Below are 23,440 nucleotides of genomic sequence, written 5' to 3'. Positions count from 1 at the left end.
TCATGCGATGTTGTCGGGGTCGGGGTCGTGTTTGTGGGGGTCCTCGTAGGCGGCGAGGCTCATGGGATCGGTCTCCAGCGCGTGGAGCGCGGCCTCGATGTTCGACCGCTCGCGGGCCGCGGTCTCCTCCAACGACGAACGCGCGGAGGCGGGCGCAGTCGCACCGCCTTCGATGACCATCTGGCACGGCTGTAGGTGCCAGATCCGGCAGATTATCTCAATGTCGTTGAGGGTCCATTCCTTTTCGTCGTTCACACGAGCTCGGACATAGCTTTCGCTGCGCTCCATCTGTCTTGCCAGCTCGCGATTAGACATGCGCCTGATTCCTAGCTGCGCGCGAATGTTCTTGCTGGCAACGCGGCCCAATCCGCTGACTTCTATCTTTTTGCTTCCCATGTTTCCCATGGTATCGCCCTATGCGTCTCGACGCGCTCATTTGCTGTGCGACATAAAGCAAGTGCGGCTAATCGCGTTCAATTGCGACACGCCGCGCGTCATTTTGACTTGCCATGCGTGCAATTGCGTGCATAATAAGAAGCGTCAACAGAAAGGACGGACGGAGATGGACAGCAGGAACACGGAGCGGATGCCGGAGCAGCCGGCCGGGGTCTCGAACTCGGAATGGCTGACCTACAGGGCGAGGGCCACGGCGGCTCAGGGGCTGGAGGCCCGACGGAGGCTCGCCGAGGAATTCGGACTGCCAATCATTCCGCCCACGGTCCTCGCCATCTGACGCCGAGCACGGCGCCGTCAGGTTCAAACAGATACTTCACAAGGAAAGTCATGGCAGTAGATCTCAACTCCATTGTGTCCGACCGATTTCGAGCGGTTCTTTCGTCACAGCACATCAGTATCGCGGAATACGCCAAGAGGACGGGACAAAGCCGGGACGCCGCCAACCGTCGCATCAATGGCAATGTCCCGCTCTCTCTTGCTGACCTCAACGAGTTCTGCACGGTCACGGGATACAAGCCCTATGAACTGCTCCAAGAGGAGTTCGTGTTGAAGCCGCTCGTGACCGCCGACCCGAGGGAGGTGGAGTGATGTCAGGCGAGGATCTTCTTTCGCTTCGCATAGCCGAAGCCCTGCTCGCATTCCAGACTGCGGTACACCCCGAGCTCGCTGACCCAGACGACACCGATCGTGACCTTGACATGCGGCGAGCCGATGACACCCGACCGTCTCAGGGAGACGGCCTCTTCGTGAAGCTTCTCGACCAGGAGCGGGACCTCGAGCGTCACCTGTCCGTATGCGGGCATGCGGTCGGCGCCCCCTTCCCCTACCGTCTGGCCCTCGAATCGGACGACGACATGAACGTCTCGTGCGTCGAGACCGCAGTCATCGATGAGACGGAGTACGGCACGCTCTGCATCGAACTCGGACGCCCAACGATAGACGGTCTGATCGCGGCCGGCAGACAACGCCCGCTGCGCGATCAGGTTCGCGTGTTCTCCTATCTCGTTCGCCTGTCGTGCCAAATCGTTGGCTCGCGAGGCGGCGTCACGGGACTCTCCGGCGATGCGGTTCGCTTCCTGCGCGATCAGGTTCGCATCCTTCGCGAGCTTGTTCGCCTTGCGCGTCTGGAACAGGGCAACGAAACCGGCGACGGCGCCGAACATGCCGACGACGGCGCCGAATCCAGTCCAGAACAGATTCCACCAATCCATGCCACGGATTCTACCCGCAGGGAGGTGGCGTGATGGCCGTGGAATCCCGGTTGCTGAACATCTGCACGGAGTTGGAGTCGGGACTGAGGACGGGTGGCCTGCACCTGTTGGAACAGGCCACGTTCAATCCCGATCTCTTCCGCGACGCGCTCGACGCGAAGGAGTTCGAACAGTTGGGCCGGCGTATGAGCCATAGGGCGTTGCTCTTCCAGCTCGACGCCGTGAGCAGGTGCGCGCTAGAGATCCTTGATACGGCCCTCGTCGATCAGGGCGTGGACGATTTCCTGCGCCCCGTAGCCGATGAAATGCACGGCCTTGGCGAGTTCCCGTACCTGCGGGTCATGCGCGCTCTCCTTGACCCTGACGGCGATGTTCGTGCCGTTGGCGATGTTGCTCAGCGCGTTCCCCAACAGCTCCCTCTGGGATGCGGTCATGATGCTTCTCCTTTGAATGCGCATCGCGCCCTTTACACGATGCTGGACAACATCCTAGGAGAAAACGGGGGCGGCGGCTTCTCCTCCGCCCCCACCAACAACACGGAAAACAACGGAAGGGAGGTGGCGTGATGGCCGTGATCACCCGCATGCCGTGGAACGGCGACTGCTCCATCGACCGCCAGGGGCCGGCGGGCTCGTGGCGCATCCAGATGGCCAGCGCCGACCGCGTGCACATCGTCGAGGGCATGACCACCACCGCCCTACGCGAGTTCGCCCGCCAGATCAACAGGACACTCAAGGAAACGAAGGAGACGGAACGATGAACGGGATCATCCTGCTCGCCGTGGTCACGACCGCCCTCGCGGCCGAGACCGCACTGGTGGCGTGGTGGCTCGCGATCGAACACCGGACACGAACCATCCAAGTGGACACCACGATCACGAACCGCGAGACGGCAGCACTGTTGTCCAGGATCGAATCCCACCGTCATGCACCCACGTCACCGTCAACTCGCGCGACTCGGTCGCCATCGTCGGCACGATCATGAAGGTGCGTGACGACATGGGCCCTATCTCCCCGAACTCGAGACCAGACGCGACGGCGCAGTTGTCCGGCGGAATGATCCTGACGTCCCGCTCCGTCGCGCTGCCGCCGTTGGTGATGGCGAACATGCTGCCCCGATACCAGTCGATCCGCCACGGAGGCACGTACGGGACAACCGACGCCCGCCCGACGGCCCCGGCCGCGGCGTCCGCGTCCAACTGCTCGCGCATCACGTCGAGCTGGCGGCGGGCGATGTCGTTCGCCGTCCGGCTGATCCTGTTCGCCTCGGCCGCGGCATCCGCCTGCCGTTTCGCGAACACGACCGACACGACCGACACCCCCAGGGCAACGCCGGCGATGACCGCCGACACCAACGCCAACCAATCCGAAGCACCCACTGATCCTCCCCTCCGCCTGCCGACGGCTATCAGCCTACCGGCGGGAGAGGCCACACGAAAGGAGACGGAACGATGAAACATGAATCGTTCTCGGACCGTTACCCGTACACGACCGGCCTGATCTGCGCGCTGCTCCTTGTGGGCGCGTTCCTGTACGTGGGCACGCACTGGTGGCCGGCCGACCCGTGGGGCATGACGAGCGCGTGGGTCATCGGCGCGGGCGGTTTCATCCGCCTCGTCTGCCTCATCCTCGCCGACCTCGACGAATGACAAGTCTTGCCCGCCCGCGCTTTCCTTTCTTTCCCGCGGCGGGCGGCGGTAAAGGAGACCGTACAAATCCCAAATAACTCAAAAGTCAATAAAAACCATACGGGATCGGGGTGATGCCGGTCCGTTGATTGTCGATTTCACTTCAGCATCACCCCACCTAGGGCGGAGCAAGCAGCCCCCAGCCGAGATCGCGGTGTCATGTACGCGGCAAAGGCCGGGACCGTGGTGCGATTCCACGGCCGTCCACGAGCAGACAGCTCAACAAAGAAAGCCCCGGCTGCAACCGGGGCCAGAAAACGATTCCGACAGAAAGGATACCACAATGGAGCAACTGCTGTCATACGCCGATCTGGCCAGACATTACGGCATCACCGTGACCTCGATGTACGACCGTGTGTACCGCGGCTCAGCACCGACGCCGGTGCTCGGCCCCGGAGGACGCGTCCGTGGATGGCGACCCGAGGAGGTCGAGAAATACGACCGCGCCCACACCATGACCCGCAGGGAATACCTCTACCCGAGAAAACGCAAATGACCGATGACGACCTGCCCCGGCTCCTCGACCGGCTCGTCACGGACGTGACCCTGCGCCGAATCCTCTACGAGGCCGACCGGAACACGTTCCACATCCTCCAGAACGCAGCGATCAACCAACTCATACGAAGGAAGCACACATGAAAACCGAAACCCCGATGAGCGACTACGCCGATCTGGTCGGCGCGTTCGCCGACGAGCTCCACGACCGCCTCGACCATCTCAGGGCCATGCCCGACCGCCGGGCCCTCATGGAGCTCATCCTCCAGAGCATGGGCGCCTCCCGTACCACGCTCACCCCCTACGACACCCAAGCCGACAACGACGCCGAGGCGCTGGCCCGGTTCGGCCGCTACCGGAACCTGCTCGACGGGGCGTACGAGGCCGTCGAACAGGTCCTGCACGAGGCCATGACCCACAGCGACGGATTCATCGCCCAGGACGCGAACGAGGCGATCGCCGGCATCGTCGCCCTGCGCGCCAGCATCGACGAGTTCGACTGCGGCTACCAGCCCGAGGAGGACATGCAGTGAAACAGCTCGACGAAATGACCGACGCGGAACTCCGCACCTATCTGGCCGGACTCGCGAAGATCGGCAAACTCCAGAAAACCGCGATGGACAACGCCAAGGCCGAAGCCCAGCACCGTGGTCTCGCCCTCGACGACGCCGAGGACGTCACGTTCGACGGCGAGAAGGTCGGCGTGCTCCTCGCCACCCACGACGGCACAGGCAAATACACGGTCGACGACCCCATCGCCTACGCGAACGTCCTGCACGACATCAAAGCACAAGTGCCCGGCGGCAAGAACGCATGGCAGACCGTCAACTACCCGAAGCCCGAAGCCACCACGGCCGAATACCTGCGCGACCTGATCACCGCACATGACGGCGAGCTCCCCGCCGGCGTGGCCTACAAGCCCGGTCGCAGGGGCGTCATCACCGTCCGTCTCGACCGCGCGTTCGTCCACAAACCATTCACCCTCGAATCATTCGCCAACCTCGGACTCTTGGAGGCATCCAAATGAGCAACGATCTCGTCCAACAGCAGCAGCCGATGGCCATCTCCCTCGGCGATCAGATGAACTACGCGAAGGCTGTCTCTCAGGCCGGCATCCTCCCGCAGGCGTACCGCGGCAAGCCCGCCGACGTGCTCGTCGCCATCGGCCTCGGCCAATCCATGGGTCTGACCCCGATGGAAAGCCTGTACCGGATCAACGTGATCCAGGGCAAACCCACCGCGTCCGCGGAGCTGATCGCCGCGCAGGTACGCCGAGCGGGCCACCGCCTCCGCATCACCAAGGACGAGCAGCATGTGAGCGTGACCGCGACCATCATCCGCGCCGACGACCCCGAAGCGCCATTCAGCGTCACGCGCGATCAGCAGTGGGCCCAGCAAATGGGTCTCGCAGGGAAGGACAACTACAAGAAGCAGCCGTTGACGATGCTCACATGGCGTGCGATCACCGCCGTAGCCCGCGAGGCATGCCCCGAAAGCCTGTACGGCATCGCGTACACGCCCGACGAGATGCACGACCTTGACCGAATCCCCGCCCCGTCAGTGGATACGGGCGTGCACGTCACCGTCGAGGACGACTCCCCCGCCGACCCCCCGGTCGCGCAGCAGAACGAGGTCATGGCCAGCACGGAACAGGCGCAGCGAATCAACAACCTGCTGCGACAGGGCGGCGTCACCAACACCAATCAGGCGCACGCCGCGTTCAGGGCGCTCTGCGGCCAGGACATCGGCAGCGCAGCCCAACTGTCGCAGATCGACGCCGAGAACCTGCTAAGCGCGCCGGAACTCGTCATCTCCCGAGTCAAAGACGCAATCAAACCCCATGAGGAGGAACAGCAATGAGCGTCCCCACCATCACCATCGTCGGCAACCTAGCAGGCGATCCGAAAACCGGCACCGGCCGTAGCGGCAAGGAATGGTGCAACTTCACGGTCATCGCACAATCCCGACGACAGGACCAGCAAGGCAACTGGGTGGACGGCGACAAATGCCCCCTCCGAGTGGCATGCTTCGGCCGTCTCGCCCGAAACGCCGCCATGTCACTGAGCAAGGGAACGACCGTGATCGTACAGGGCCGTCTACGCCAGACCCAATACCAGACACAGGACGGTTCCACCCAATACTCCTACGACATGACCGCCGACCACGTCGGAGCCGAGCTCACGTTCGCCTCGGCTCAGGTGACCCGCAACACCAAAGGCGGCAGCGGCGCGCGAACCGTCCCATCTCCGACAGCCAACCCATGGACAGGCAACGCTCCCACGGACCCGTGGGGAAACGTCGGAGCGGACGACGGGACCGACTTCTGACGATGACCCGACTGCACCTGTACCACGACGAGACGCCGCCGGACGTGGACGACGATCGCACGTGCCCCGGATGCGGGGCGCCGTTGAACTGGAGGGGCTACTGCCCCGACTGCACACGCGAACACTACGAGGACGACTACGGCCTCGAATTCTAGGGGAAGGGAGCCGAGGATGGGCAGGAACCGCAAAAGCTCGAAGGCGGCGGGCACCCGGTTGGAGACCCAGATGGAGCGATGGCTCCAATGGGCGTTCCAGGACGCGCGCATCCGTCGCAACCGGCTCCACGGGCACAAGGACCACGGCGATATCGGCGGTCTCTACTACTCGATGGATGAGGTGTGCATCGAATGCAAGGCCACCGCGAACAGCGAATCGGGCGCGCCGCTCAACGTGCGCGCCGAGTTCGAGCAGGCTCTGACTGAGGCCGACAACATCGATTCGCCGTGGCCGGTGCTGATCAAGAAGCGTGACGGGGTCACCGACCGCGACTGAAGGAAGGGAGGCGACCAGCTGGGCATCATCCGACGCTCCGACTGGCTGCTTCTGCGCAAGAACTGCGCAACGCCCCTTCTGTCCCAGTCGCTGATCGATTTGCCGCGGCAACCCAATCACGGCAATCCTCGGCTGATCGGCATGCCCTGCACCGAACTGTTCATCCTGTTCAACCACGGGCTCCCGTTGGGGCCGGAGGACTGACATGACCGGATTCTACCTGACGATCGCACTGCTCGCGCTCACGATCCTTATCGGCTGGCTCGGCGGAAGGAAGTGACACCATGGCGCGACAGGGATACGCGAAACTGTCGAACGGCCTGTGGCTCAACGACAAGGTCAACGACCTCATCGAACGCAGCCCGCGCGCGTTCGCCATGTGGACGCTCGCCATCAGCTACTGCTCCGACCAGCTGAACGACGGGATCATGAGCATGCGCGCATGGCGCCGCATCGGCGCCGACGACGAGGACGTGCTCACGCTCGTGGCCGCCGGACTGGTCGACAGGACCGACGACGGCATGTACGCGATCCACGACTACCTCCAGCACCAGAACAGCAGGGAGAGCGTGGAATCGGAGCGGGAGGCCGCAAAGGAACGCATGAGCCGCAAACGCGCGGGCAAGCGTTCGACCGAACAGGACAAGTCCACACCCGAACAGGACGAAACATGTTCGGACGAAGTTCGCGCGAACACCGACCGAACAGCCACCGAACGTTCGGACGAAGTTCGGACGAAGTTCCTTGGTTTAAACCAAAACCAAAACCAAATACTTCCTCCCCCTACCCCCTCCGCGGAGGGGCCGGAGACGGACGACGAAACCAGCGACGAGGGATTCCGACGCTTCGAGGCCGCGTACCCGAAGCACGGCAACCGGCAACGCACGCTCGACGCGTACGCGAAGGCGCTCGTCGCCGGAGCCACACCCGGCCAGCTCGAAGCCGCCGCCACCGCGTACGCGAAAGCCTGCCGCGACGAGGGCAAGCCCACGAGGTTCATCCCACAGCCAGCGAACTGGCTCACCAACGGCCAATGGCGCGACCACCTGCCCGCCCCGGCAAAACCCGAACTGCCAAGCGACGCGTGGATCGGCCGGCACCTGCTCGAGAAGCTCCCCGACGGGTCGGACGGATGGACCGCCCAACGCCGCCTCATCCAACTCATCCGCGACGGCACCCCGCCCGACCAGGCCGCGGAAACCATCATCAGCGAACACACCGGCGAATCGAGGACACCATGAGCATGAGCTTGGACGAGTACATCGCCTACTGCCGCAGCGGCCAATCCACGCGCGACCAACGCCGCCGCACCACGAACCTGCGGAACCTCGGCGTCACCGCCGTATGCGAGCTCTGCGGCAGCCCGTGCAAGCAGAACCCGGACGGACTGTGCGGCTACTGCCGGGCCGCGCGGCACAACGCCGAACAGCGGAAGTTCGACTGGGAGACCTGCACACGCTGCGGGAGACGCTGCAAATGGAACACCGACCACATGTGCACCCGATGCCGCAAACGCGGCACACGAAAGGACAGCCGATGAGCACCACCTTCCCGACCCCGCGCCAACGGGCGATGCACGCGCTCACCACGCTCCCCGTCGACCTGACCCAACTCCACAAACCCGAAGTGTTCATCCTCGCCTACGAGCTCGCATGGCAGGAATCCCGCCTGCTCACCGAGGACATCATCAACGCAATCAACCAAATGGAGGAAACCGAATGAGCGTCGAGCCCGTCGAATCTATCCTGCGCGAAGGCCGTTGCACGCCCAACTGTCTGCTCGCGCTCGGTGACGAGTCGAAGCATTGCCGCTGCCGATGCCACGGTGCCTACCACGGCGCTCTTACGGACAGCACGGTGGAAAGACGATACGATATCGGCATAGTCGATGAATGGTGGGAGCACTTCTGCTGCCTTGGCCCGAGAAGGCGGATGTCGCGGCGAGAAATTCAACGCCTATACCCCGACGTAACTGTTGAGCCTAGCATTATTCCTTTTGATGGGGATTATCATCGAGTCATCGATCTTGGAGATTCGTTTATGGTAGCGATAAACGATACAGGCGACTTCGATGGATATTGGTGTGCAGGTATTGATTACTATCACAGTGCGGGAAAAGGACCCAAGATTCTTGACCTGTTCCTACGCAGTCTGACAGAACAGCATCGAGCCTCTCGCTGCCATAGTTCAAAAATCATCCAATGCGACATTGGTAATCCGTATGGTGTGTATGTGGAAATAACCGGTATCCGCGATCTATGTGAGGCGGTTGTAATCTGTGAGGCCATATGGCAGGCAATCGGCGTATCGTCTGGTGGCGGTTACTCCATGGATATGCTCATGAGTTCCATATGCCTCGTAAACAACTATTGTGATGAATGCATCGAGTCCCATCACGACTTGTTCATTTTTTCCCCATCAGAAGCACACATCAATAAACATGTCGTAATTCCCTACGAATTAAGCGTTGAGGAGATTAAGAAAAAGTTGATAGAAAGAAATAAATATTACAAGGAGAACCCATATGAGCGGGAAGTTTGAGTTCGACAACATCGCCTATGACACGGTTTTCCGGGTCGTGGAACGCCGGAACGGTGAGGCGTTCGCCCGGTGGAACGCTCGCGTGGTCAAGAACCCCTCGTGGGACGAGACCGGCACAATGTGCACGATCACCCTCGAACGAACGATTGACCCCGCCATATCCGGCACCCTGTACATCAACGAGTAAGGAACGGCAATGAGGGAAACCATTTGCATCAGCTACCGGTGCGAGGACGAGACAACCGGCAACATCGAGATCGTGCCGCTCTCCGTCGTCACCCTTGACGATCAGGGGCGCGCCGCCGACATCCACACCTACGAGCGCGGCCACACCAGCATGCGACACCGCCTCCGCACCGACCTCATCGACATCGTCACCAACACCACCTATGACTACCTCTACGGGGAGGACGAATGAGCATCAATACGATAGTCCACCGTAAACTGCGCGTGCTCGCGGGGTGCCTGCTGATCATCCTCGTGGGTATCCTCGCCGGATGCGGCAACGATACCGGTGACGGCACCGCCCAGTCGCCCGACACGAGCGCCGAGACCCGCGTCTACCAGACCGACGACGGACGCCGCGTCACCTGCATCGTCATCACCCGGGGACTCGTCCGAACCCCGCAGACGATGTCCTGCGATTGGATCCACGCCGACGGCAGCGACTACATGGGAGCGGAATCATGAACGTCAGCGTCTCGATCGACTGGAAACACACGCCACTGAGCGAACTCAACCAGCACCGGTTCATCGCGATCACGCAGGAAGGCCAGACCCTCGACGGATACCTGTCATACGAGCCCGACGGCATGCACGGGCCCACCTGCTTCGACTGGGACTACCTGACCGAGGTCCTCGAACGCCACCCGGCCGGCCACAACGTCCCCCACCCCGGCTTCCGCTCGATCAACGTGCTCGAGGAGATGAAACCATGACCAGACAGAACATCAAGGATCTGGTCGTCCGCTGGCATGCCCGCGACGCCGCCACGCCCGAGGAGACCGCGCGCCTGCTCAACCTGCCGCTGGCCGAGGTCAACGCGATCCTCGCGGAGGCCGGCCGGCGCCACCCCAGCGTGAGGACCACCGGCCCGGAGTTCATCGAACCCGAACTGTTCCAATAATTAATACAATAATTAAATATTTAAATAATTATTTCAGTAATTAATTAAATAAATAATTATCGCGACAAATAATCATGGCCTTCCCCTGACGCCAATCAGAACGGGAAGACCGGAAGACAACGGAAGATAACATGTCACCCGGTATTCGATTCTACCAGAGGACGGAGAAGCCTGTGACCACCACCTGCCAGAACTGCCGGAACACCGTCGAAACCCCATGGACCCTATGCGCCGCATGCCGACGCGACTACGCGGCCCAACTCCACAGGCTCCGCCACGACATGCAGCTCCTCCAACGACTCGCACGCCACGAATACAAGCTCACCGACCCCGCGAACGGCGGACACGCCCACGGCGGCGACGCCCCGCTGCCAGTCAACCCGCACCTCGAGGACATGCTCGACGACATCGAGGACACGCTCCAGGACATCTGGTTCGACACCGGCGCCACATGGACCGACAAATGGCAGCGGCTCATCACCCGCATGCAAACCCACCTCAACGACCTCTGCCAGGCGCCCCACGCCGGCCAATCACTCCGCAGCATCACCAAGGCCATCATCCGCATCGAGAACGTGCCCGTCGACCGACGCCCACGCACCCGCCGCATCATCGGCCACTGCCCCGAATGCGGCCGCGAGATCACCGCCGCCAAACAGGAGCTCTACCGCATCTGCGAGACCTGCGGCACGCTCGTCAACGTCAACGACATCCGCGAACAGGCCCGAAGGGACGTCGACAAATACCACAAGACGCTCACACCGGCGGGCTGCGCCCAGTGGCTCCGCGAGGAATACGGGTACGAGGTCAGCCGCAAGACGGTGTCGAACTGGCTGAACCGGGGCAAGCTGCCCTCCTCGAAGCGCGTGGAGGGTTCGGACGGCTACTGGGAGTTCAACGTCAGGGAAGTGCTCGCGATGGCCATGGCGATCGGACGGGGCTGATCAGACGGCGGTGAGCTTGTGCGTGGCGAGGCGGTTGAGGCTGATGCCCTGCTCGGCCGCCTCCAACGCGAGCTTTCGATGGTCCTCGGGCGGGATGCGGACCATGAAGCGGCCGGAAAACGTGCGGTCGGACAACGGCTCCGGAACGGTTTCGCCATTGCGCTCCATATCGGCCACGGCCTCGCGCACGACCTGCTGGACGCCGGCGAGCGTCTGTGCCGGGGATTCGTCCAGCCAGCTCAGGCCGGGGAATTCGGCGCATGTGCCCACGTACTCCCCGTCCTCGTTGGACCACTGCACCCGGTATGCGTAGTGGTTGATCATGGTGTTCGAGTCCATCACTTGCCCTCCTTCTTGTCGATGGCCCTGAGGATCTGCCGGACCTGATACGCCTTGGCGTTGCCGTCGTGCCCGCGCTGGATGTTCACGTAGGGCTCGCCCTGCCACGGCGTGCGGTACACGTGGTGCGACGTGCCGTTGTTGCGTGGGACGCCGAAGTAGTGCTCGCACACCTTGGACACGTCGTCGAAGCGGACGGCCTTGGGGTTGTTGCGCATGGCGGCGATGATCTTCTCGATGCTGGGCATACCAACATGATACCAATAATAGTGCATATAGGCAACCCGGGAACACCCAAGCGACAAAGCAACTTCCAAGCGGCAGTAGATTGAATCCACCCCGTGGTATACTCCGTATCAGGATCAGTGTGAGGCCTTGGAGAACAACAACCCCAAGGCCTCTCGCATACCCATCAAGGCTTGCGTGCCCGAGAGGCCTAAAGGACGACGTCGGGAGACGTCGTGTGAAGCAAACCAATCGCCACTTCACCGCGGATTCGAATCCCGCCCAAGCCACCAACAAACACAGCCCCGGCCAACCACCGGGGCCTTCGCATACCAGGACTCAAACCCATGCGAACCAAACCCAACCCGCGCAAAACCAACGGATGGCGACGCAACCAGCTCACCGCCCGAGTCAAAGCCGCCTACGACACATGCGTCATCTGCGGCCGCCCAGTCGACAAGACCATCAAATGGCCCAACCCATGGTGCGCCGTCACCGACGAAATCATCCCCGTCGCCAAAGGCGGCAACCCATACGAATGGACCAACCTCGCCCTCGCCCACAAATGGTGCAACGAGATCAAAAGCGACAAAACCCTCGAATGGGCCCAAACCGAAGTCCAACGCATCCTCAACGGCCAAGGACCCGGCACACAAACCAAACCAACCGCCATCCCATTCCGACGCCTCAACATATGAACAAAACATCTCACCATACGACCATATGGGGGGTTGGGGGTCGAAAGGTTTTTCGGCCCACCCCACCGGCATAGGGCCGATATCTCCCCGGGAAATGGTCAAGCGTGACGCGGTAAGCGTGACGGAAGGAACGAATGCCTATGAAGTGCCTCGAATGCGGCAGGGAATTCGCCCCGTCCAACCACGGCAGCCCTAGCAAATACTGCTCCGGGGCGTGCCGTGCGAAGGCATACCGCAAACGCCGAAGGGCCGGCGGCGAAGTGGAGGAAAAGCGTGACACGGCGCCGGCGAAGCCAAAGACTTCCGTTCTCACCGGCCGCGAGTTCGAGCGCATGATGGACGACAGCATGGAGGACGTGCTGCGCCACACGCGCGACGTGCTCCGCAAGGCGATGGACGATCCGGGCACCAGAGCGAGCGATCTGCCGGCACTGTCGCGTCAGTACATCGCCGTATGCCGCGAACTGGAGTCCCAGTCCGGCGGTAACGACCTGTTCGCTGCGGACGACGAGACCATGGGGGTGAGCGCGGATGCAGGAGCGTCGATTGTCTGAACTGGCCCATGTGCTCTCCCGGCCGTCCGGCGTTGTCTCCAGTGACTTCCCTCGAATCGAACGCGCCGCGGCCCGTATGGGCATCCACTATGACCTGTGGCAGCAGGGCATGCTCTACCTGCTGTTCGGCCGACGCGAGGACGGGAGGTATGCGTGCGGCGAAGGCGGCGCTGTCATCAGCATCTGCCGGCAGGTCGGCAAGACGTTCACGATCGGGTCGGCGGTGTTCATCCTGTGCGCCGGCCGCTCCGGCTTGAAGATCCTGTGGACCGCGCACCGCACCAGAACCTCGGATGAAACGTTTCAGACGATGTGCGGGTTCGCTCAGAACAAGCTCATGGCCCGCTACGTGGATCACATCCGCCGTGCGAACGGCCAGCAGGAGATCGCGTTCCGCAACGGGTCTCGCATCATGTTCGGCGCCCGCGAACAAGGGTTCGGCCGTGGTTTCGACGCGGTCGACATGGAGGTGTTCGACGAGGCTCAGATCCTCACCGTCAAGGCGTTGAACGACATGATCCCCGCCACCAACGTGAGTCCGGACCCGCTGATCGTGTTCATGGGCACTCCCCCGCAGCCGGGCGATCCGTCGGACACGTTCGCGGAAAAGCGGGCCGCGGGGCTCGCCCACACCGACGGCATGCTGTACATCGAGTTCTCCGCCGACCGCGACGCGGACCCGGACGACCGGGAGCAGTGGGCGAAGGCGAACCCCTCATACCCGAAACGCACCAGCGAGACCGCGATTCTCAGGATGCGCAAGATGCTCGGAGATCCGGACAACTTCCGTCGCGAGGGGCTCGGCATCTGGGACGAATCCGTCACCTCGCACGCGATCGATCCGGATTTATGGGAGCGGGGCGTGGTCGAGGACCCCGACTTGGACGGCCGGCTGGCGTTCGGGTTGGACATGCCGCCGGACCGGCGGTCGCTGGCGGTCGGCATGGCCGTCAAGCACGAGGACGACACCGCGTTCATCACATTGCAGGAGTACCGGGACACCGCGAAGGATGGCGTCATGTGGGCGGTCGACTGGCTCGAGGAGCGCTGGCCCAGGACGTGCGCGGTCGTGATCGACGCGCAGTCGCCCGCCATGAGCCTCGTGGACGAGCTGATGAAACGGCACGTCAGGGTCACGGTCACGCAGACGCGCGATCTCGGCGCGGCCACCGGCCGCGTATTGGACATGGTTCAGGCCGGCACATTGCAGCATTTCAACGCACAGGAGCAACCCCAGCTGAGCATGGCCGTCAACGGGGCCACGTTGCGTGACCTCGGGCCGAACGGCATGAAGGCGTGGAACAAGAAAGGCAGCGACGTGGACATCAGCCCATTGCAGGCATGTACCCTCGCCTTGCACGGCGCGTTCACATCGAAACGACATCCCGGCAGACGGGCGAAGGCGGTGGCACTATGACTCATCAGCTCGTACCCGATCTGGCCAACGTCAACGTGGCGAACCTGCCAGACGAATACAGGAACGACATGCAGATCATGTGCCGTCAATGGTCATCGAAGCTCACGAGGAATCTGCTGCGCACCACCTACTACGATGGTCGCAACCGGTTGAAGAACCTCGACATCGCGGTGCCTGACAGCATGACGCGCATCGACGAGGTGGTCGGCTGGCCGCAGAAGGCCGTGGACGTGCTCGCCAACCGCGTGCGGTTCGACGGGTTCGTCACCACCGGCGACGACCGCAACCCGCTCGGACTGGACGAGATCCTCGACGCGAACGACTTCAACGTGACGCTGCCGCAGGCCATACGTAGCGGGCTCACCCACTGCTGCTCGTTCCTCGCGGTCCGTTCCGCGGAACCGGAGGACCACATCGATTCGCCGGTCGCCGTCTCGTTCCGCAGCGCCCTGTACGCCACCGGCATTTGGGACGCACGCCGTAGAGGCCTCACCGCCGCGCTGACGGTCTCCGACATCGACTGGGACATGTACGCGCAACTGCAGATCGTCGTCCCGGTGGAACTGTTCCTCTACGAGCCCGGCGTCACCATCCGCATCCGCCGGGCCGGCGAAATGACATACATGGCGGACGCTCCTATCCCGACGAGCATCACCGACCATGTGCCCGTGTACATGCTCCCCTACCATCAGGATCTCGAACGTCCGTTCGGCCGCAGCCGTATCAGCCGCGAGGTGATGAGCCTGACGGACACGGCGGTGCGCACGATGCTGCGCATGGAGGTGTCCGCGGAATTCTACTCAAGCCCGCAGCGTTATCTGCTCGGCGCGGACCCTCCCGTAGGCAAGGACGGCAAACCGTTGACCGGCTGGCAGGCCGCGGTCTCGAAGATGCTGGTCGTCAACCGCGACGAGAACGACAACCTGCCGACCATCGGCCAGTTCGAACAGATGACCATGGCACCCCACACGGACATGCTGCGCGCCCTCGCCGGCCGTTTCAGCGGCGCGACCGGCGTGCCCATGGCCCAGCTGGGAGTGCTCACCGACTCCGGCCCCTCGAGCGCGGAGGCCATCGCCGCAGCCGAGACGGAGCTCGCCATCGAGGCGAGGAACACATGCGAGGCGTTCGGCGCGCAACTGCGACGAGCCGCCAAGGACATGCTCCGCATCGCCAGCGAGAGCGTGGACGAGGACTCTCTGCGCAATCTTCAAGTCAATTGGCGCAACCCCGAGCGGCCGAGTCAGGCCGCGATGGCAGACGCCGTATTGAAGCAGGTGCAGGCGATCCCGTGGCTGGCGAATTCGACGGTCATCCTCGAGATGCTCGGCTACACCGACTCGCAGATCACACGGCTCCTGTCGGACAAGAACAAGCAGAACGCGGCGGCGGTGCTCGACAGGCTCGTCAACTCGAACGCGGTCAACCAGCCGGCGAACACAGCGGTGAACGGAGGCGGCGATGGCGGACAGCAGCAGCCGTACACCCAGCCGCAGCCAAGTGGACGACCTGACCAAAGCCCAACTGGAGGCGGTGCGCCAGGCGCAGTCTGAGCTGACCAAGGTGTTCAACACGGTCTACAACATGTACGACGACCCGGCCGAGATCCGCAACGCCCTGCTCGACCTCGTCCCCGCGATCGCCCGCAAGTACGGGAACCTCGGGAGCGTGGCCGCGGCCGAATGGTACGACCGGATGCGCGCCAAATGGTTCAAGGACGACGGGTACTCGGCCGACTCCACGTACGACCCCGACGACGTGCCGATGCGCAAGACCGTCCGCCGTCTGGCCGGCAACCTCTGGGACAAGGACGAGAACACGCCCGCGAATCCGGACCTCATGCTGAGCGGCCTGCACGCGGCCATGGACCGGTGGGTCAAGGCCGGCGGCCGCGAGACCATCACGCGCGCCGTCAAAAAGGACCCCAGTAAGCCGCGGTTCGCCCGCGTGCCGCAGGGTGCCGTGACGTGCGCGTTCTGCGCGATGCTCGCCGGCCGAGGGTTCGTGTACTCGAGCGCCGAGGCCGCCGGAGCGATGAACCAGTACCACCATGACTGCGACTGCGTGCCCGTGCCCAGCTGGGACAGGAAGAACCCGAAAGTTGCGGGGTACGACGACAAGGAGTACGAGAAGCGGTACCTCGAGGCACGGCGCATGCTCGAGAATCATACGGTGCCCGAGAAGCTCATGGACGGGCTGCTGAGGATCAAACCCTATCTCGAGCCGAAGCACAGGAAATCGTGGTACGGCCCGGAGGATCCGAACAACGCCAACTCCATCACCTACCTCATGCGCCACCTGCACCCCGACGAATTCGTCGACCGTGTCGAACGCGACGGCATCATCCCGACAGAGCGCCCCATACCGGATTACAAGGAAAAACAGCCCAGCAAACCATTTGAAGGAGATGCTTGGAATTCGCTTAATGGCTGGAGCCGGAACGATTACACCAACATCCGCAAAGTGCAGAACGGTGAAGCACCCCGTACATGGGAAGGTCTTATCGACCGCTACCGGGAGGAGGGAGACCTTCTCGAGGAATCGGTCAAAGGGTACTCGACTGGGAAAACCCTTTACCGGGGACTGAGCATGAACTCTGATGACTGGCAGACAATATTGAACGCTTTTCCCGGCGAGGAGCTCAACGAACACGCACTATCATCATGGTCATCAAGCGCAAAAACCGCTATCGAGACATTCGCCACCCCTCGCACCTCCCTTGATTCATCCGTGGTCATCATCATGCCCCATGGAGGTAAGAACATGCTCTCCGTGGACAAGGGGCTCGGAAAGAATAGGATGGAATACGAATACCTCAGTTCGGGCCGGAATCGTTACCGGATCATCAGTGTCACGAACGGGAAAGCGTCCGATATCGATGCATCATTGGACGACAGGCCGATAACCATCATCGAGGTGAGACAGATATGAAGCATGAATTCTATGAGTACTGTGAGCCTTGTCCTGATTGGATGAACGAACTCCCTTGGGATGAAGCGCAGAAGATTCCCGCCCACGTCGATGTCGATATGCTGCAATCATATGAGGACGGATACCGGATTCTTCGTCATGTCGCCATTCGCAGGAAGGAAGGTTACGGCGGTCTGATCAACAGCAACGAGGTGGCCGAATACTGCATCCGGCACAAACCCGAAGCGCTGTCCGACGACGAGGCGCGGCGTGTGTTCTCCGCGCTTGCCAAGGAAGCGGCCGCAGCCCAATAGCCAAAACATCTTTCACGAAGCCACCTTTCGGTGGCTTTTCTCGTATAAGGAGCACACCATGATAGACGAGCATGCAGAGACCGCCAACGTCTCGGTGAAGGTCGTACCGGATCTGAGCGTGATGCGAAGTATGCTGCTGGACATGGTCGCCGTCATCGACAAATACGATGACGGCGACCGCTCCGACTCTGAGCATTCAGACTAAGCCGTGAGCCTTGGCGCACTTACCGCAGACCGGCAGCGAGTCTGGCGGCAGGTTCGCCGGTGGCTGCATGCGCTTATGGCAGTAGGCGCATTCATGCCGATGCTCGGCGGCATACTGTTTCACGGCCCGCTCGCCGAGTTTCTTCAACGCATTCGCGTTGAGCTTGATCTTTGTCACTACGGATTGGCCTCCTTTCTGCGGGTATGCCCGCATAGACCACGATAGGGGCGGTCCGTCTTCGATTTTTCAGCCATCCCGCACGGGGTGGCTTTTTTCATGCCCGCATGGGCCTAACCCCAAGGAGGAACCATGGCCGAGGAAACGACTGGAGACCAGCAGGCGCAGGAGCCGAACGGCGAAGCGCGGCAGCCCGAACCCGACTGGAAGGCCAAGTACGAGGAGACGCTCGCCCACTCGCGCGAGTGGGAGAAGCGCGCGAAGGCCAACAAGACCGCCGCCGACGAGCTGCAACAGCTCAAGGAATCGCAGATGAGCGAGGCGCAGAAGGCCGAAGCCAGAACCGCGCGTCTCCAGAAGGAGCTCGACCAGCTGAAGGCCGAGAAGCAGACGAACGCTTGGCGGGCTCAGGTCGCCGAGGAGTCGAAGCTGCCGGCCTCGCTCGTGTTCGGCTCCACGCTCGAGGAGATGCAGGCCAACGCCAAGGCCATCGGCGAGTACATCGCAGAGAAGACGCGCCCGGCCGTGCATGTGCCGGGAGAAGGCAAGCAGCCGTCCCAGCCGCCATCCGGCGGCTCCGGCGACTGGCTGCGTGACGAGTTCCTCCATAACAAGTAACCCCCTTCATAATCCGCTATCCCGAAAGGAGCAGTCAGATGGCTTCCAATGTGAATTCCATCATCACCAGCGGCGATCTCGGCGGCGGTCTGATCCCCACCGAGTATTCGACCCAGATCATCCAGGACGCGCCGAAGTCCAGCGTGTCCCTGACCCGCATGCGTCAGATCCGCATGTCGACGCGTACGCGCACCCAGCCGGTGCTTGATTCCAAGCCGATCGCCTACTGGGTCGGCGGCGACACCGGGTTGAAGCAGACCACGAAGCAGGCGTGGAGCGGTCTGAGCATCACGGCCGAGGAGATGGCCGCGATCGTGCCGATCCCGGAGGCCGTGATCGCCGACTCCGGCATCCCGCTGTGGCCCGAGGTCCAGCCCCGCTTGGCGGCCGCGCTCGGCTACAAGCTGGATCAGGCGACCCTGTTCGGCGTGGACAAGCCCGCCTCGTTCCCGGAGGGCATCGTCCCGCAGGCCATCGCGGCCGGCAACACGCTCACGCAGGGCAAGGATCTCGCCAAGGACGTGGCCACGATGGGCCAGAAGCTCGCCGAACAGGGGTTCGCGATGAACGGCTTCGCGTCGCAGCCGGGCCTCAACTGGCAGCTGATCGGCCTGCGTAACGCGAACGGAAGCCCGATCTACGTGCCGTCGCTCGCGTCCGGCACCCCGTCCACCCTGTACGGGTACGGGCTCAACGAGGTCGACAACGGCGCGTGGGACACCACGAAGGCCGTGCTGCTCGGCGCCGACTGGAGCAATTTCGTGATCGGCATCCGCCAGGACATCACGTACAAGATGCTCGACCAGGCGGTCATCACGGACGACAACGGCAAGGTCGTGCTGAACCTCGCGCAGCAGGACTGCGTCGCGATGCGCGTCGTGTTCCGCGTCGGCTTCCAGATCGCGAACCCGATCAACGACGTGCAGCCCGACAAGACGAAGCGTTTCCCGGCATTCGTGATCGCCCCGCAGGCGGCGGCACCGGCCCCGACCACGAAGTGAGGCCGTCATGAGTCTGAACCGACAGGTGCAGTTCGTGCACCAGGACAAGCCGGAGCCGGGCGAGCTCATCGCCACGGTCGCAGTGTTCGACGAGAACGGCAACCCGGTCGACATCACGGGCGGCGGCTCGTCCCAGCCCGCCACGCCGGCGGATGGGAGCGTCACCGCGGAGAAGATCGCGACCGGCGCGGTCACCCCGATCAAGCTCGCCGCCTATGACAGCAACACCGGCCACGGGAAGGTGCCGAAGGTCAAGGCCGATGGCACTGGCTTTGATTTCGTCGACCTGCCCGCGGCGCCAGCCGCCGCCACGCCGACCGCGGCCGGCATCGTCCGTCAGGCGGCGCATGTCGCCGACCCGGCCGGGGCCGGTCCGACGAAGGCCGAGTACGTGGCCCTGCGCGACGCGCTCGTCAACGCCGGCCTCATGGCCGCCAAATAGCAGGAGGGAGGCCGCTCATGAGCGAACCGGAAGACGTCGACCCGGGCATGAGCGTGCCCACGCCGCCGTTCGCAACGGTCGACGACCTCGAACTGCGGTGGCATGCGCTCACCAGCGAGGAGCGGGACCGCGCCGAGGTGCTGATCGAGGACGCGGCCGACGTGATCATGACCCAATGCCCACGCTGGTATTCCGCGTCCCCGGCCACGTTGAAGCGCATCACATGCGCGATGGTCAGGCGCGCCATGTCGGCCCCCGACTACGGGGGCGCGGACGTGACGCAGGCCAGCCAGTCGGTCGGTCAGGTCAGCATCGGCCTGACGTACAGCAACCCGAACGGCTCCCTGTTTTTGTACAACAACGAGAAACAGCAGTTGGGGTGCGGGGTCCAGCGGTTCTGGAGCATCGACCTGTCGAACGGGGAGGCGGACACGCCATGAGCCTGTTCGACTGGTGCCGGACCCCTCTGACCGTGGAACGCGCGCCCCTCATCGGGGAGCGTGGGAGCATGATCCGCGACTGGGAGCACGCCGAACCGCACACGATAGACGGGTGCGAGATCCAGCCGGGCGGCATGCAGCTGTCCGCGGACGGGACGCGCGTCGAGAACCGCACCGTCCTCTGGAACGTATGGCTGCCCCCGGACGCGGACATCCAACCGTCCGACCGGATACTGATCGACGGCCGCCCGTACGCGGTCGAGGACGGCGTCCAGCCGTGGAGGGGGCCGACCGGCATGATCGACCACCTGCACATGCAGCTCGTCGACTGGAAGGGGTGAACAATGGCCCAAAACGTTCGACTGAAGTTCAACCGCAAGGCGTTCGGCGAGATCCTCAACAGCCAGAGCGTGCAGGAGCTCGTGGACCGGACCGGCGCCGACATCGCGCACCGGGCCAACGTGCTATACAGGGGGCCGCGCGTGAGCACCGGCCGCAAACCCGTCGTACAGGACTACCGGTCCACCGAGGGCCTGCACGGCAAGTACGGCCGACGCGGCGGCGGACGACCCGTCTGCTACGCGCACCCGCACGGGTGGCTCGCACGCAAGGACCAAGCCCTGAACCATACGCTCGAAACCAGTCTGAGGGGATGAGCGTATGGGCAATCTCGTCAGAACCGTGGACGCTGCCGACCGGCTGCGCCTCGACCTCGACGCCCTGTCCGATGAGGCCGGCGTGCGGCTGAACGTCGGATGCTCGCCGTTGCGCGAGGATTTCGACCGGATGCTGCCGTTCGCGTGGATACGCATGCTCGGAGGCGACCGGCACGGCATCGTCGTGGACTCCGTGACCCTGTCCGTGGACGTGTACGCGGCCACGTGGAAGCAGGCGATGGACGCCGCGTTGGACGCGCACATGCTCACGGCCCGGCTCCCCTACGACCAGGACGCGCTCACCGACTGGAAGACGGTGAGCGCGCTGTCCCTGCCGTACGAGAACCCCGACCCGGACCATCCGAGCATCCCCCGATGCTCGTTCTCATTGACCGCCGTGGTGAAGGCGGACATCAGATAAACCACAGTTTTCCCATATCAAGGAGGAGACAATCATGGCTGTAAACGCCAAGAAGGTGCTGGTCGGCACCCCGGACCAGAAGGTGACCGGCGCGATCATGTCGGCCCCGATCGGCACGCCGCTGCCGCAGACCATCGACGACGAGCTGGACGAGGCGTTCACGAACGGCGATTCCGGCTATGTGAGCTCGGACGGTCTGACGCTCACGCCGGACGTGAGCACGAACGACATCAACGAGTGGGGCGGCGCGCTCGTGCGCCGTGTGCTCGAGACGTTCTCCGGCTCCCTGTCATGGACGTACATCGAGACCGGCATCGCGGAGCTGAGGAACGCGTTCGGAGACAACAACGTGGAGGTCACCGCGGAGGCGAACGACCAGCACGGCACGCAGGTCCGCGTCGGCATCGGCGCCGAACTGCCCGCCCGCAAGAGCTGGCTGTTCCGGATGAAGGACGGTGACGCGCGCGTCATGATCGTCGTGCCGGACGCCCAGCCCACGTCATTCGATGACATCACGTTCAACGCGACCGATCCGATCCCGTGGCCGATCAACTTGGCCACCTACCCGGACGCGAACGGCAAGAGCATCTACATCCTGCTCGACGACGGCCAGAAGATCGGCGTCGCCCCTGTCAAGAAGCCGGTCACCGGCGTGGACCTGACCCCGGAGACCGCGACCGTCACCGAAGGCGAGGACGTCGACCTCACCGTCGCGTTCACCCCGGATGATGCGACCGACCAGACGTACACGGTCGCATCCTCGGATGATGAGACCGCCACCGCGCAGATCAAGGTGGGTTCCCCGCTGACCGTGGTCGTGCATGGCGTGAAGGAGAACGCGGACCCGGTGACCGTCACCGTCACCACGAATGATGGTGCGAAGACCGCTTCCGCTCAGGTGACTGTCGCCCCAAAAGCGTGAAGTCGGTGACGGTCACCGCCGTTGACGGCGGAGCCGCGCCGACCGAGGTGCTGATCGGACGCACCATCACACTGAAAGCCAGCGCTGTCTACGGGGATGATTCACCGGTTGAGACGCCGACCGTCGTGTGGGCGTCCAGCAAGCCGGATGTCGCCACGGTAGCGGATGGCGTCGTGACCGGCAAGACGGCCGGCTCCACCGTCATCACCGCCACGGTGGATGGCGTCACATCCCCCGATCTGACCGTCACCGTAGCCCCGGTGCCGGTCGAGACGGTGAGGATCACCAGCACCGTGAACCAGGGCGTGGAGGGTTCGGATGTGACGTTGACGACCGAGGTCACGCCGGACGACGCGACGGACAAGACCCTCACATGGGAATCCAGCACGCCGGAGGTGGCCGCGTTCACGAAGACCGGTGCTCCTGCGGGCGGCAAGATTCTGACCCTGTTGAAGAAGGGCGAGACCACGATCACCGTGCATGCGGGCGACCAGTCGGCCACGCTCGACTTCACCGTGCTCGGCTTGGACGCGTTGACGGTGACGGCCACGGCCCGTCAGGGCGGTCAGACCCTCGCGGTCACGGAAGCGGTCGGCGATGGTCTCCAGCGCCGCTACATGATCACCGACGCCGACGCGAAGCCGACCGTCGCATATGACACGGTGTGCGCGACCGCAGACGGCTGGCTGGCATGGCCGGCCAACGGTGAGGTGTCCGGCACCGAAGGGCAGGTCGCGACCGTCGTGGACGTGACCGTGCAGGGCGCGAAGTCTCGCGGCAAGGGCGAGGCGGTGCTTCCTGCCCCTTTAGCGTAGGCCCCGAA

At 63.3% G+C, this 23,440-nt stretch carries 45 protein-coding genes and 1 tRNA gene; 39 read left to right on the top strand and 7 right to left on the bottom strand.

The window, feature by feature from the left end; all coding sequences use genetic code 11:
* Positions 1-396, bottom strand: coding sequence for a hypothetical protein (locus CSQ85_RS00385; protein WP_150382386.1), 396 nt, complete (start codon positions 394-396; stop codon positions 1-3).
* A gap of 166 nt (positions 397-562) precedes the next feature.
* Between CSQ85_RS00385 and CSQ85_RS12965 the strand changes: the two genes are divergently transcribed.
* Complete coding sequence (locus CSQ85_RS12965; protein WP_190972805.1) at positions 563-733, top strand: hypothetical protein; 171 nt, start codon at positions 563-565, stop codon at positions 731-733.
* A gap of 50 nt (positions 734-783) precedes the next feature.
* Positions 784-1,044, top strand: a complete 261-nt coding sequence (locus CSQ85_RS00380) for a helix-turn-helix domain-containing protein (protein WP_150382385.1) — start codon at positions 784-786, stop codon at positions 1,042-1,044.
* A gap of 2 nt (positions 1,045-1,046) precedes the next feature.
* Here the strand turns inward: CSQ85_RS00380 and CSQ85_RS00375 are convergent, their stop codons facing one another.
* Together CSQ85_RS00375 and CSQ85_RS00370 are read right to left on the bottom strand one after the other, a co-directional pair.
* Positions 1,047-1,667, bottom strand: a complete 621-nt coding sequence (locus CSQ85_RS00375; protein ID WP_150382384.1) for a hypothetical protein — start codon at positions 1,665-1,667, stop codon at positions 1,047-1,049.
* A gap of 236 nt (positions 1,668-1,903) precedes the next feature.
* Positions 1,904-2,101 carry a hypothetical protein gene (locus CSQ85_RS00370; protein ID WP_150382383.1) on the bottom strand — a complete coding sequence of 66 codons (198 nt, stop codon included), beginning with the start codon at positions 2,099-2,101 and terminating at the stop codon, positions 1,904-1,906.
* Positions 2,102-2,232: 131 nt separating this feature from the next.
* On the opposite strand from CSQ85_RS00370, the gene CSQ85_RS00365 reads away from it, so the two are divergent.
* Positions 2,233-2,427 (top strand): hypothetical protein, encoded by a 195-nt coding sequence (locus CSQ85_RS00365; RefSeq protein ID WP_150382382.1) that lies wholly within the window; start codon positions 2,233-2,235, stop codon positions 2,425-2,427.
* A 114-nt stretch (positions 2,428-2,541) separates the two neighbouring features.
* On the opposite strand, the gene CSQ85_RS00360 is transcribed toward CSQ85_RS00365, so the two are convergent.
* Positions 2,542-3,045 (bottom strand): hypothetical protein, encoded by a 504-nt coding sequence (locus tag CSQ85_RS00360; protein ID WP_150382381.1) that lies wholly within the window; start codon positions 3,043-3,045, stop codon positions 2,542-2,544.
* A gap of 72 nt (positions 3,046-3,117) precedes the next feature.
* Here CSQ85_RS00360 and CSQ85_RS00355 point away from each other — a divergent pair, with 72 nt between their 5' ends.
* The 19 genes from CSQ85_RS00355 to CSQ85_RS13280 all read left to right on the top strand — a co-directional run bounded on the left by CSQ85_RS00355 (position 3,118) and on the right by CSQ85_RS13280 (position 11,278).
* Positions 3,118-3,315, top strand: coding sequence for a hypothetical protein (locus CSQ85_RS00355; RefSeq protein WP_150382380.1), 198 nt, complete (start codon positions 3,118-3,120; stop codon positions 3,313-3,315).
* Positions 3,316-3,637: 322 nt separating this feature from the next.
* On the top strand, positions 3,638-3,850 hold the full coding sequence (locus CSQ85_RS00350) for a helix-turn-helix transcriptional regulator (protein ID WP_150382379.1): 213 nt from the start codon (positions 3,638-3,640) through the stop codon (positions 3,848-3,850).
* Complete coding sequence (locus CSQ85_RS12960) at positions 3,847-3,993, top strand: hypothetical protein (RefSeq protein WP_190972804.1); 147 nt, start codon at positions 3,847-3,849, stop codon at positions 3,991-3,993. The genes CSQ85_RS00350 and CSQ85_RS12960 overlap by 4 nt, the downstream gene beginning before the upstream one ends.
* The gene (locus CSQ85_RS00345) at positions 3,990-4,382 is read left to right on the top strand and encodes a hypothetical protein (protein ID WP_150382378.1); all 393 of its coding nucleotides are present in this window, start codon (positions 3,990-3,992) and stop codon (positions 4,380-4,382) included. Before CSQ85_RS12960 ends, CSQ85_RS00345 begins: the two co-directional genes overlap by 4 nt.
* The gene (locus CSQ85_RS00340) at positions 4,379-4,876 is read left to right on the top strand and encodes a hypothetical protein (RefSeq protein WP_150382377.1); all 498 of its coding nucleotides are present in this window, start codon (positions 4,379-4,381) and stop codon (positions 4,874-4,876) included. Before CSQ85_RS00345 ends, CSQ85_RS00340 begins: the two co-directional genes overlap by 4 nt.
* On the top strand, positions 4,873-5,709 hold the full coding sequence (locus tag CSQ85_RS00335) for a recombinase RecT (RefSeq protein WP_150382376.1): 837 nt from the start codon (positions 4,873-4,875) through the stop codon (positions 5,707-5,709). Before CSQ85_RS00340 ends, CSQ85_RS00335 begins: the two co-directional genes overlap by 4 nt.
* Positions 5,706-6,176, top strand: coding sequence for a single-stranded DNA-binding protein (gene ssb, locus CSQ85_RS00330; RefSeq protein ID WP_150382375.1), 471 nt, complete (start codon positions 5,706-5,708; stop codon positions 6,174-6,176). Before CSQ85_RS00335 ends, ssb begins: the two co-directional genes overlap by 4 nt.
* A 2-nt stretch (positions 6,177-6,178) precedes the next feature.
* Entirely contained in the window at positions 6,179-6,331 is a 153-nt protein-coding gene (locus tag CSQ85_RS12955; RefSeq protein WP_190972803.1) for a hypothetical protein, read from the top strand.
* Positions 6,332-6,347: 16 nt separating this feature from the next.
* Positions 6,348-6,668, top strand: coding sequence for a hypothetical protein (locus CSQ85_RS00325; RefSeq protein ID WP_150382374.1), 321 nt, complete (start codon positions 6,348-6,350; stop codon positions 6,666-6,668).
* A 284-nt stretch (positions 6,669-6,952) separates the two neighbouring features.
* On the top strand, positions 6,953-7,909 hold the full coding sequence (locus CSQ85_RS00320) for a hypothetical protein (RefSeq protein ID WP_150382373.1): 957 nt from the start codon (positions 6,953-6,955) through the stop codon (positions 7,907-7,909).
* Positions 7,906-8,208: a hypothetical protein gene (locus CSQ85_RS00315; protein WP_150382372.1), complete on the top strand. Its 303-nt coding sequence runs from the start codon at positions 7,906-7,908 to the stop codon at positions 8,206-8,208. The genes CSQ85_RS00320 and CSQ85_RS00315 overlap by 4 nt, the downstream gene beginning before the upstream one ends.
* The gene (locus tag CSQ85_RS00310) at positions 8,205-8,390 is read left to right on the top strand and encodes a hypothetical protein (RefSeq protein ID WP_150382371.1); all 186 of its coding nucleotides are present in this window, start codon (positions 8,205-8,207) and stop codon (positions 8,388-8,390) included. The genes CSQ85_RS00315 and CSQ85_RS00310 overlap by 4 nt, the downstream gene beginning before the upstream one ends.
* Positions 8,387-9,208: a hypothetical protein gene (locus tag CSQ85_RS00305; protein WP_150382370.1), complete on the top strand. Its 822-nt coding sequence runs from the start codon at positions 8,387-8,389 to the stop codon at positions 9,206-9,208. The genes CSQ85_RS00310 and CSQ85_RS00305 overlap by 4 nt, the downstream gene beginning before the upstream one ends.
* Positions 9,192-9,395: a hypothetical protein gene (locus tag CSQ85_RS00300; RefSeq protein WP_150382369.1), complete on the top strand. Its 204-nt coding sequence runs from the start codon at positions 9,192-9,194 to the stop codon at positions 9,393-9,395. The genes CSQ85_RS00305 and CSQ85_RS00300 overlap by 17 nt, the downstream gene beginning before the upstream one ends.
* Positions 9,396-9,404: 9 nt before the next feature.
* Positions 9,405-9,626 carry a hypothetical protein gene (locus tag CSQ85_RS00295; protein WP_150382368.1) on the top strand — a complete coding sequence of 74 codons (222 nt, stop codon included), beginning with the start codon at positions 9,405-9,407 and terminating at the stop codon, positions 9,624-9,626.
* Positions 9,623-9,898, top strand: coding sequence for a hypothetical protein (locus CSQ85_RS00290; RefSeq protein WP_150382367.1), 276 nt, complete (start codon positions 9,623-9,625; stop codon positions 9,896-9,898). Before CSQ85_RS00295 ends, CSQ85_RS00290 begins: the two co-directional genes overlap by 4 nt.
* Complete coding sequence (locus CSQ85_RS00285) at positions 9,895-10,146, top strand: hypothetical protein (protein WP_150382366.1); 252 nt, start codon at positions 9,895-9,897, stop codon at positions 10,144-10,146. The genes CSQ85_RS00290 and CSQ85_RS00285 overlap by 4 nt, the downstream gene beginning before the upstream one ends.
* Complete coding sequence (locus tag CSQ85_RS00280) at positions 10,143-10,334, top strand: hypothetical protein (protein WP_150382365.1); 192 nt, start codon at positions 10,143-10,145, stop codon at positions 10,332-10,334. Before CSQ85_RS00285 ends, CSQ85_RS00280 begins: the two co-directional genes overlap by 4 nt.
* Positions 10,335-10,465: 131 nt before the next feature.
* On the top strand, positions 10,466-11,278 hold the full coding sequence (locus CSQ85_RS13280; protein ID WP_223846733.1) for a hypothetical protein: 813 nt from the start codon (positions 10,466-10,468) through the stop codon (positions 11,276-11,278).
* Here CSQ85_RS13280 and CSQ85_RS00270 read toward each other — a convergent pair whose 3' ends face one another.
* Together CSQ85_RS00270 and CSQ85_RS00265 are read right to left on the bottom strand one after the other, a co-directional pair.
* Positions 11,279-11,617 (bottom strand): type II toxin-antitoxin system HicB family antitoxin, encoded by a 339-nt coding sequence (locus CSQ85_RS00270; RefSeq protein WP_150382364.1) that lies wholly within the window; start codon positions 11,615-11,617, stop codon positions 11,279-11,281.
* Positions 11,617-11,865 carry a toxin HicA gene (locus tag CSQ85_RS00265; RefSeq protein ID WP_150382363.1) on the bottom strand — a complete coding sequence of 83 codons (249 nt, stop codon included), beginning with the start codon at positions 11,863-11,865 and terminating at the stop codon, positions 11,617-11,619. The genes CSQ85_RS00270 and CSQ85_RS00265 overlap by 1 nt, the downstream gene beginning before the upstream one ends.
* 168 nt (positions 11,866-12,033) lie before the next feature.
* On the opposite strand from CSQ85_RS00265, the gene CSQ85_RS00260 reads away from it, so the two are divergent.
* The 8 genes from CSQ85_RS00260 (at position 12,034) to CSQ85_RS12945 (ending at position 17,940) form a co-directional block, all read left to right on the top strand.
* A tRNA-Pro gene (locus CSQ85_RS00260) sits at positions 12,034-12,135 on the top strand.
* 54 nt (positions 12,136-12,189) lie between these two features.
* Positions 12,190-12,540, top strand: coding sequence for an HNH endonuclease (locus CSQ85_RS00255; protein ID WP_150382362.1), 351 nt, complete (start codon positions 12,190-12,192; stop codon positions 12,538-12,540).
* A 140-nt stretch (positions 12,541-12,680) separates the two neighbouring features.
* Positions 12,681-13,094, top strand: a complete 414-nt coding sequence (locus tag CSQ85_RS00250) for a hypothetical protein (RefSeq protein ID WP_150382361.1) — start codon at positions 12,681-12,683, stop codon at positions 13,092-13,094.
* Positions 13,087-14,511, top strand: coding sequence for a terminase (locus CSQ85_RS00245; protein ID WP_317909160.1), 1,425 nt, complete (start codon positions 13,087-13,089; stop codon positions 14,509-14,511). Before CSQ85_RS00250 ends, CSQ85_RS00245 begins: the two co-directional genes overlap by 8 nt.
* Positions 14,508-16,064 (top strand): phage portal protein, encoded by a 1,557-nt coding sequence (locus CSQ85_RS00240; protein WP_190972802.1) that lies wholly within the window; start codon positions 14,508-14,510, stop codon positions 16,062-16,064. The genes CSQ85_RS00245 and CSQ85_RS00240 overlap by 4 nt, the downstream gene beginning before the upstream one ends.
* Complete coding sequence (locus tag CSQ85_RS12950; RefSeq protein WP_190972801.1) at positions 15,973-17,442, top strand: VG15 protein; 1,470 nt, start codon at positions 15,973-15,975, stop codon at positions 17,440-17,442. The genes CSQ85_RS00240 and CSQ85_RS12950 overlap by 92 nt, the downstream gene beginning before the upstream one ends.
* Complete coding sequence (locus tag CSQ85_RS00230) at positions 17,439-17,735, top strand: hypothetical protein (protein WP_150382358.1); 297 nt, start codon at positions 17,439-17,441, stop codon at positions 17,733-17,735. Before CSQ85_RS12950 ends, CSQ85_RS00230 begins: the two co-directional genes overlap by 4 nt.
* Positions 17,736-17,793: 58 nt before the next feature.
* Entirely contained in the window at positions 17,794-17,940 is a 147-nt protein-coding gene (locus CSQ85_RS12945) for a hypothetical protein (RefSeq protein ID WP_190972800.1), read from the top strand.
* On the opposite strand, the gene CSQ85_RS00225 is transcribed toward CSQ85_RS12945, so the two are convergent.
* On the bottom strand, positions 17,932-18,117 hold the full coding sequence (locus CSQ85_RS00225) for a cytochrome C (protein ID WP_150382357.1): 186 nt from the start codon (positions 18,115-18,117) through the stop codon (positions 17,932-17,934). The two genes, CSQ85_RS12945 and CSQ85_RS00225, sit on opposite strands and share 9 nt — an antisense overlap.
* A gap of 132 nt (positions 18,118-18,249) precedes the next feature.
* On the opposite strand from CSQ85_RS00225, the gene CSQ85_RS00220 reads away from it, so the two are divergent.
* The 9 genes from CSQ85_RS00220 to CSQ85_RS00180 are packed head-to-tail and all read left to right on the top strand — an operon-like array spanning position 18,250 to position 23,432.
* A complete protein-coding gene (locus CSQ85_RS00220; protein ID WP_150382356.1) occupies positions 18,250-18,735 on the top strand; it encodes a DUF4355 domain-containing protein in 486 nt (161 codons plus the stop codon).
* 38 nt (positions 18,736-18,773) lie between these two features.
* Entirely contained in the window at positions 18,774-19,736 is a 963-nt protein-coding gene (locus CSQ85_RS00215) for a phage major capsid protein (protein WP_150382355.1), read from the top strand.
* 7 nt (positions 19,737-19,743) lie between these two features.
* Positions 19,744-20,178 (top strand): hypothetical protein, encoded by a 435-nt coding sequence (locus CSQ85_RS00210; RefSeq protein ID WP_150382354.1) that lies wholly within the window; start codon positions 19,744-19,746, stop codon positions 20,176-20,178.
* A gap of 17 nt (positions 20,179-20,195) precedes the next feature.
* Positions 20,196-20,618, top strand: coding sequence for a Gp19/Gp15/Gp42 family protein (locus tag CSQ85_RS00205; protein ID WP_150382353.1), 423 nt, complete (start codon positions 20,196-20,198; stop codon positions 20,616-20,618).
* A complete protein-coding gene (locus tag CSQ85_RS00200) occupies positions 20,615-20,959 on the top strand; it encodes a hypothetical protein (RefSeq protein ID WP_150382352.1) in 345 nt (114 codons plus the stop codon). The genes CSQ85_RS00205 and CSQ85_RS00200 overlap by 4 nt, the downstream gene beginning before the upstream one ends.
* A 3-nt stretch (positions 20,960-20,962) precedes the next feature.
* Positions 20,963-21,274 carry a hypothetical protein gene (locus CSQ85_RS00195; RefSeq protein ID WP_150382351.1) on the top strand — a complete coding sequence of 104 codons (312 nt, stop codon included), beginning with the start codon at positions 20,963-20,965 and terminating at the stop codon, positions 21,272-21,274.
* 4 nt (positions 21,275-21,278) lie between these two features.
* A complete protein-coding gene (locus CSQ85_RS00190; protein ID WP_150382350.1) occupies positions 21,279-21,695 on the top strand; it encodes a hypothetical protein in 417 nt (138 codons plus the stop codon).
* 34 nt (positions 21,696-21,729) lie between these two features.
* On the top strand, positions 21,730-22,617 hold the full coding sequence (locus CSQ85_RS00185; RefSeq protein ID WP_150382349.1) for a phage tail tube protein: 888 nt from the start codon (positions 21,730-21,732) through the stop codon (positions 22,615-22,617).
* Positions 22,618-22,622: 5 nt separating this feature from the next.
* The gene (locus CSQ85_RS00180) at positions 22,623-23,432 is read left to right on the top strand and encodes an Ig-like domain-containing protein (protein ID WP_190972799.1); all 810 of its coding nucleotides are present in this window, start codon (positions 22,623-22,625) and stop codon (positions 23,430-23,432) included.
* The last annotated feature ends 8 nt before the right edge of the window (positions 23,433-23,440 follow it).

It is taken from the genome of Bifidobacterium rousetti (genome assembly GCF_008698235.1).
In the GTDB taxonomy this organism is placed as follows: domain Bacteria; phylum Actinomycetota; class Actinomycetes; order Actinomycetales; family Bifidobacteriaceae; genus Bifidobacterium; species Bifidobacterium rousetti.
Note: the sequence above shows the minus strand (reverse complement) of the source record. Positions and strands in the feature narration are given on the sequence as shown.

Bases quoted from the DNA above. Each gene is read 5' to 3' on its own strand.
- CSQ85_RS00295 (WP_150382368.1), top strand. From the start codon at position 9,405: ATGAGGGAAACCATTTGCATCAGCTACCGGTGCGAGGACGAGACAACC.
- CSQ85_RS00210 (WP_150382354.1), top strand. From the start codon at position 19,744: ATGAGTCTGAACCGACAGGTGCAGTTCGTGCACCAGGACAAGCCGGAG.
- CSQ85_RS12945 (WP_190972800.1), top strand. From the start codon at position 17,794: ATGATAGACGAGCATGCAGAGACCGCCAACGTCTCGGTGAAGGTCGTA.
- CSQ85_RS00365 (WP_150382382.1), top strand. From the start codon at position 2,233: ATGGCCGTGATCACCCGCATGCCGTGGAACGGCGACTGCTCCATCGAC.
- CSQ85_RS00290 (WP_150382367.1), top strand. From the start codon at position 9,623: ATGAGCATCAATACGATAGTCCACCGTAAACTGCGCGTGCTCGCGGGG.
- CSQ85_RS12955 (WP_190972803.1), top strand. From the start codon at position 6,179: ATGACCCGACTGCACCTGTACCACGACGAGACGCCGCCGGACGTGGAC.
- CSQ85_RS00195 (WP_150382351.1), top strand. From the start codon at position 20,963: ATGGCCCAAAACGTTCGACTGAAGTTCAACCGCAAGGCGTTCGGCGAG.
- CSQ85_RS00300 (WP_150382369.1), top strand. From the start codon at position 9,192: ATGAGCGGGAAGTTTGAGTTCGACAACATCGCCTATGACACGGTTTTC.
- CSQ85_RS00220 (WP_150382356.1), top strand. From the start codon at position 18,250: ATGGCCGAGGAAACGACTGGAGACCAGCAGGCGCAGGAGCCGAACGGC.
- CSQ85_RS00215 (WP_150382355.1), top strand. From the start codon at position 18,774: ATGGCTTCCAATGTGAATTCCATCATCACCAGCGGCGATCTCGGCGGC.
- CSQ85_RS00380 (WP_150382385.1), top strand. From the start codon at position 784: ATGGCAGTAGATCTCAACTCCATTGTGTCCGACCGATTTCGAGCGGTT.
- CSQ85_RS00250 (WP_150382361.1), top strand. From the start codon at position 12,681: ATGAAGTGCCTCGAATGCGGCAGGGAATTCGCCCCGTCCAACCACGGC.
- CSQ85_RS00185 (WP_150382349.1), top strand. From the start codon at position 21,730: ATGGCTGTAAACGCCAAGAAGGTGCTGGTCGGCACCCCGGACCAGAAG.
- CSQ85_RS00325 (WP_150382374.1), top strand. From the start codon at position 6,348: ATGGGCAGGAACCGCAAAAGCTCGAAGGCGGCGGGCACCCGGTTGGAG.
- ssb (WP_150382375.1), top strand. From the start codon at position 5,706: ATGAGCGTCCCCACCATCACCATCGTCGGCAACCTAGCAGGCGATCCG.
- CSQ85_RS12950 (WP_190972801.1), top strand. From the start codon at position 15,973: ATGGCGGACAGCAGCAGCCGTACACCCAGCCGCAGCCAAGTGGACGAC.
- CSQ85_RS00240 (WP_190972802.1), top strand. From the start codon at position 14,508: ATGACTCATCAGCTCGTACCCGATCTGGCCAACGTCAACGTGGCGAAC.
- CSQ85_RS00205 (WP_150382353.1), top strand. From the start codon at position 20,196: ATGAGCGAACCGGAAGACGTCGACCCGGGCATGAGCGTGCCCACGCCG.
- CSQ85_RS00200 (WP_150382352.1), top strand. From the start codon at position 20,615: ATGAGCCTGTTCGACTGGTGCCGGACCCCTCTGACCGTGGAACGCGCG.
- CSQ85_RS00385 (WP_150382386.1), bottom strand. From the start codon at position 396: ATGGGAAGCAAAAAGATAGAAGTCAGCGGATTGGGCCGCGTTGCCAGC.
- CSQ85_RS00355 (WP_150382380.1), top strand. From the start codon at position 3,118: ATGAAACATGAATCGTTCTCGGACCGTTACCCGTACACGACCGGCCTG.
- CSQ85_RS13280 (WP_223846733.1), top strand. From the start codon at position 10,466: ATGTCACCCGGTATTCGATTCTACCAGAGGACGGAGAAGCCTGTGACC.
- CSQ85_RS12960 (WP_190972804.1), top strand. From the start codon at position 3,847: ATGACCGATGACGACCTGCCCCGGCTCCTCGACCGGCTCGTCACGGAC.
- CSQ85_RS00265 (WP_150382363.1), bottom strand. From the start codon at position 11,865: ATGCCCAGCATCGAGAAGATCATCGCCGCCATGCGCAACAACCCCAAG.
- CSQ85_RS00320 (WP_150382373.1), top strand. From the start codon at position 6,953: ATGGCGCGACAGGGATACGCGAAACTGTCGAACGGCCTGTGGCTCAAC.
- CSQ85_RS00190 (WP_150382350.1), top strand. From the start codon at position 21,279: ATGGGCAATCTCGTCAGAACCGTGGACGCTGCCGACCGGCTGCGCCTC.
- CSQ85_RS00310 (WP_150382371.1), top strand. From the start codon at position 8,205: ATGAGCACCACCTTCCCGACCCCGCGCCAACGGGCGATGCACGCGCTC.
- CSQ85_RS00315 (WP_150382372.1), top strand. From the start codon at position 7,906: ATGAGCATGAGCTTGGACGAGTACATCGCCTACTGCCGCAGCGGCCAA.
- CSQ85_RS00285 (WP_150382366.1), top strand. From the start codon at position 9,895: ATGAACGTCAGCGTCTCGATCGACTGGAAACACACGCCACTGAGCGAA.
- CSQ85_RS00270 (WP_150382364.1), bottom strand. From the start codon at position 11,617: ATGGACTCGAACACCATGATCAACCACTACGCATACCGGGTGCAGTGG.
- CSQ85_RS00375 (WP_150382384.1), bottom strand. From the start codon at position 1,667: ATGGATTGGTGGAATCTGTTCTGGACTGGATTCGGCGCCGTCGTCGGC.
- CSQ85_RS00335 (WP_150382376.1), top strand. From the start codon at position 4,873: ATGAGCAACGATCTCGTCCAACAGCAGCAGCCGATGGCCATCTCCCTC.
- CSQ85_RS12965 (WP_190972805.1), top strand. From the start codon at position 563: ATGGACAGCAGGAACACGGAGCGGATGCCGGAGCAGCCGGCCGGGGTC.
- CSQ85_RS00370 (WP_150382383.1), bottom strand. From the start codon at position 2,101: ATGACCGCATCCCAGAGGGAGCTGTTGGGGAACGCGCTGAGCAACATC.
- CSQ85_RS00255 (WP_150382362.1), top strand. From the start codon at position 12,190: ATGCGAACCAAACCCAACCCGCGCAAAACCAACGGATGGCGACGCAAC.
- CSQ85_RS00280 (WP_150382365.1), top strand. From the start codon at position 10,143: ATGACCAGACAGAACATCAAGGATCTGGTCGTCCGCTGGCATGCCCGC.
- CSQ85_RS00345 (WP_150382378.1), top strand. From the start codon at position 3,990: ATGAAAACCGAAACCCCGATGAGCGACTACGCCGATCTGGTCGGCGCG.
- CSQ85_RS00230 (WP_150382358.1), top strand. From the start codon at position 17,439: ATGAAGCATGAATTCTATGAGTACTGTGAGCCTTGTCCTGATTGGATG.
- CSQ85_RS00305 (WP_150382370.1), top strand. From the start codon at position 8,387: ATGAGCGTCGAGCCCGTCGAATCTATCCTGCGCGAAGGCCGTTGCACG.
- CSQ85_RS00350 (WP_150382379.1), top strand. From the start codon at position 3,638: ATGGAGCAACTGCTGTCATACGCCGATCTGGCCAGACATTACGGCATC.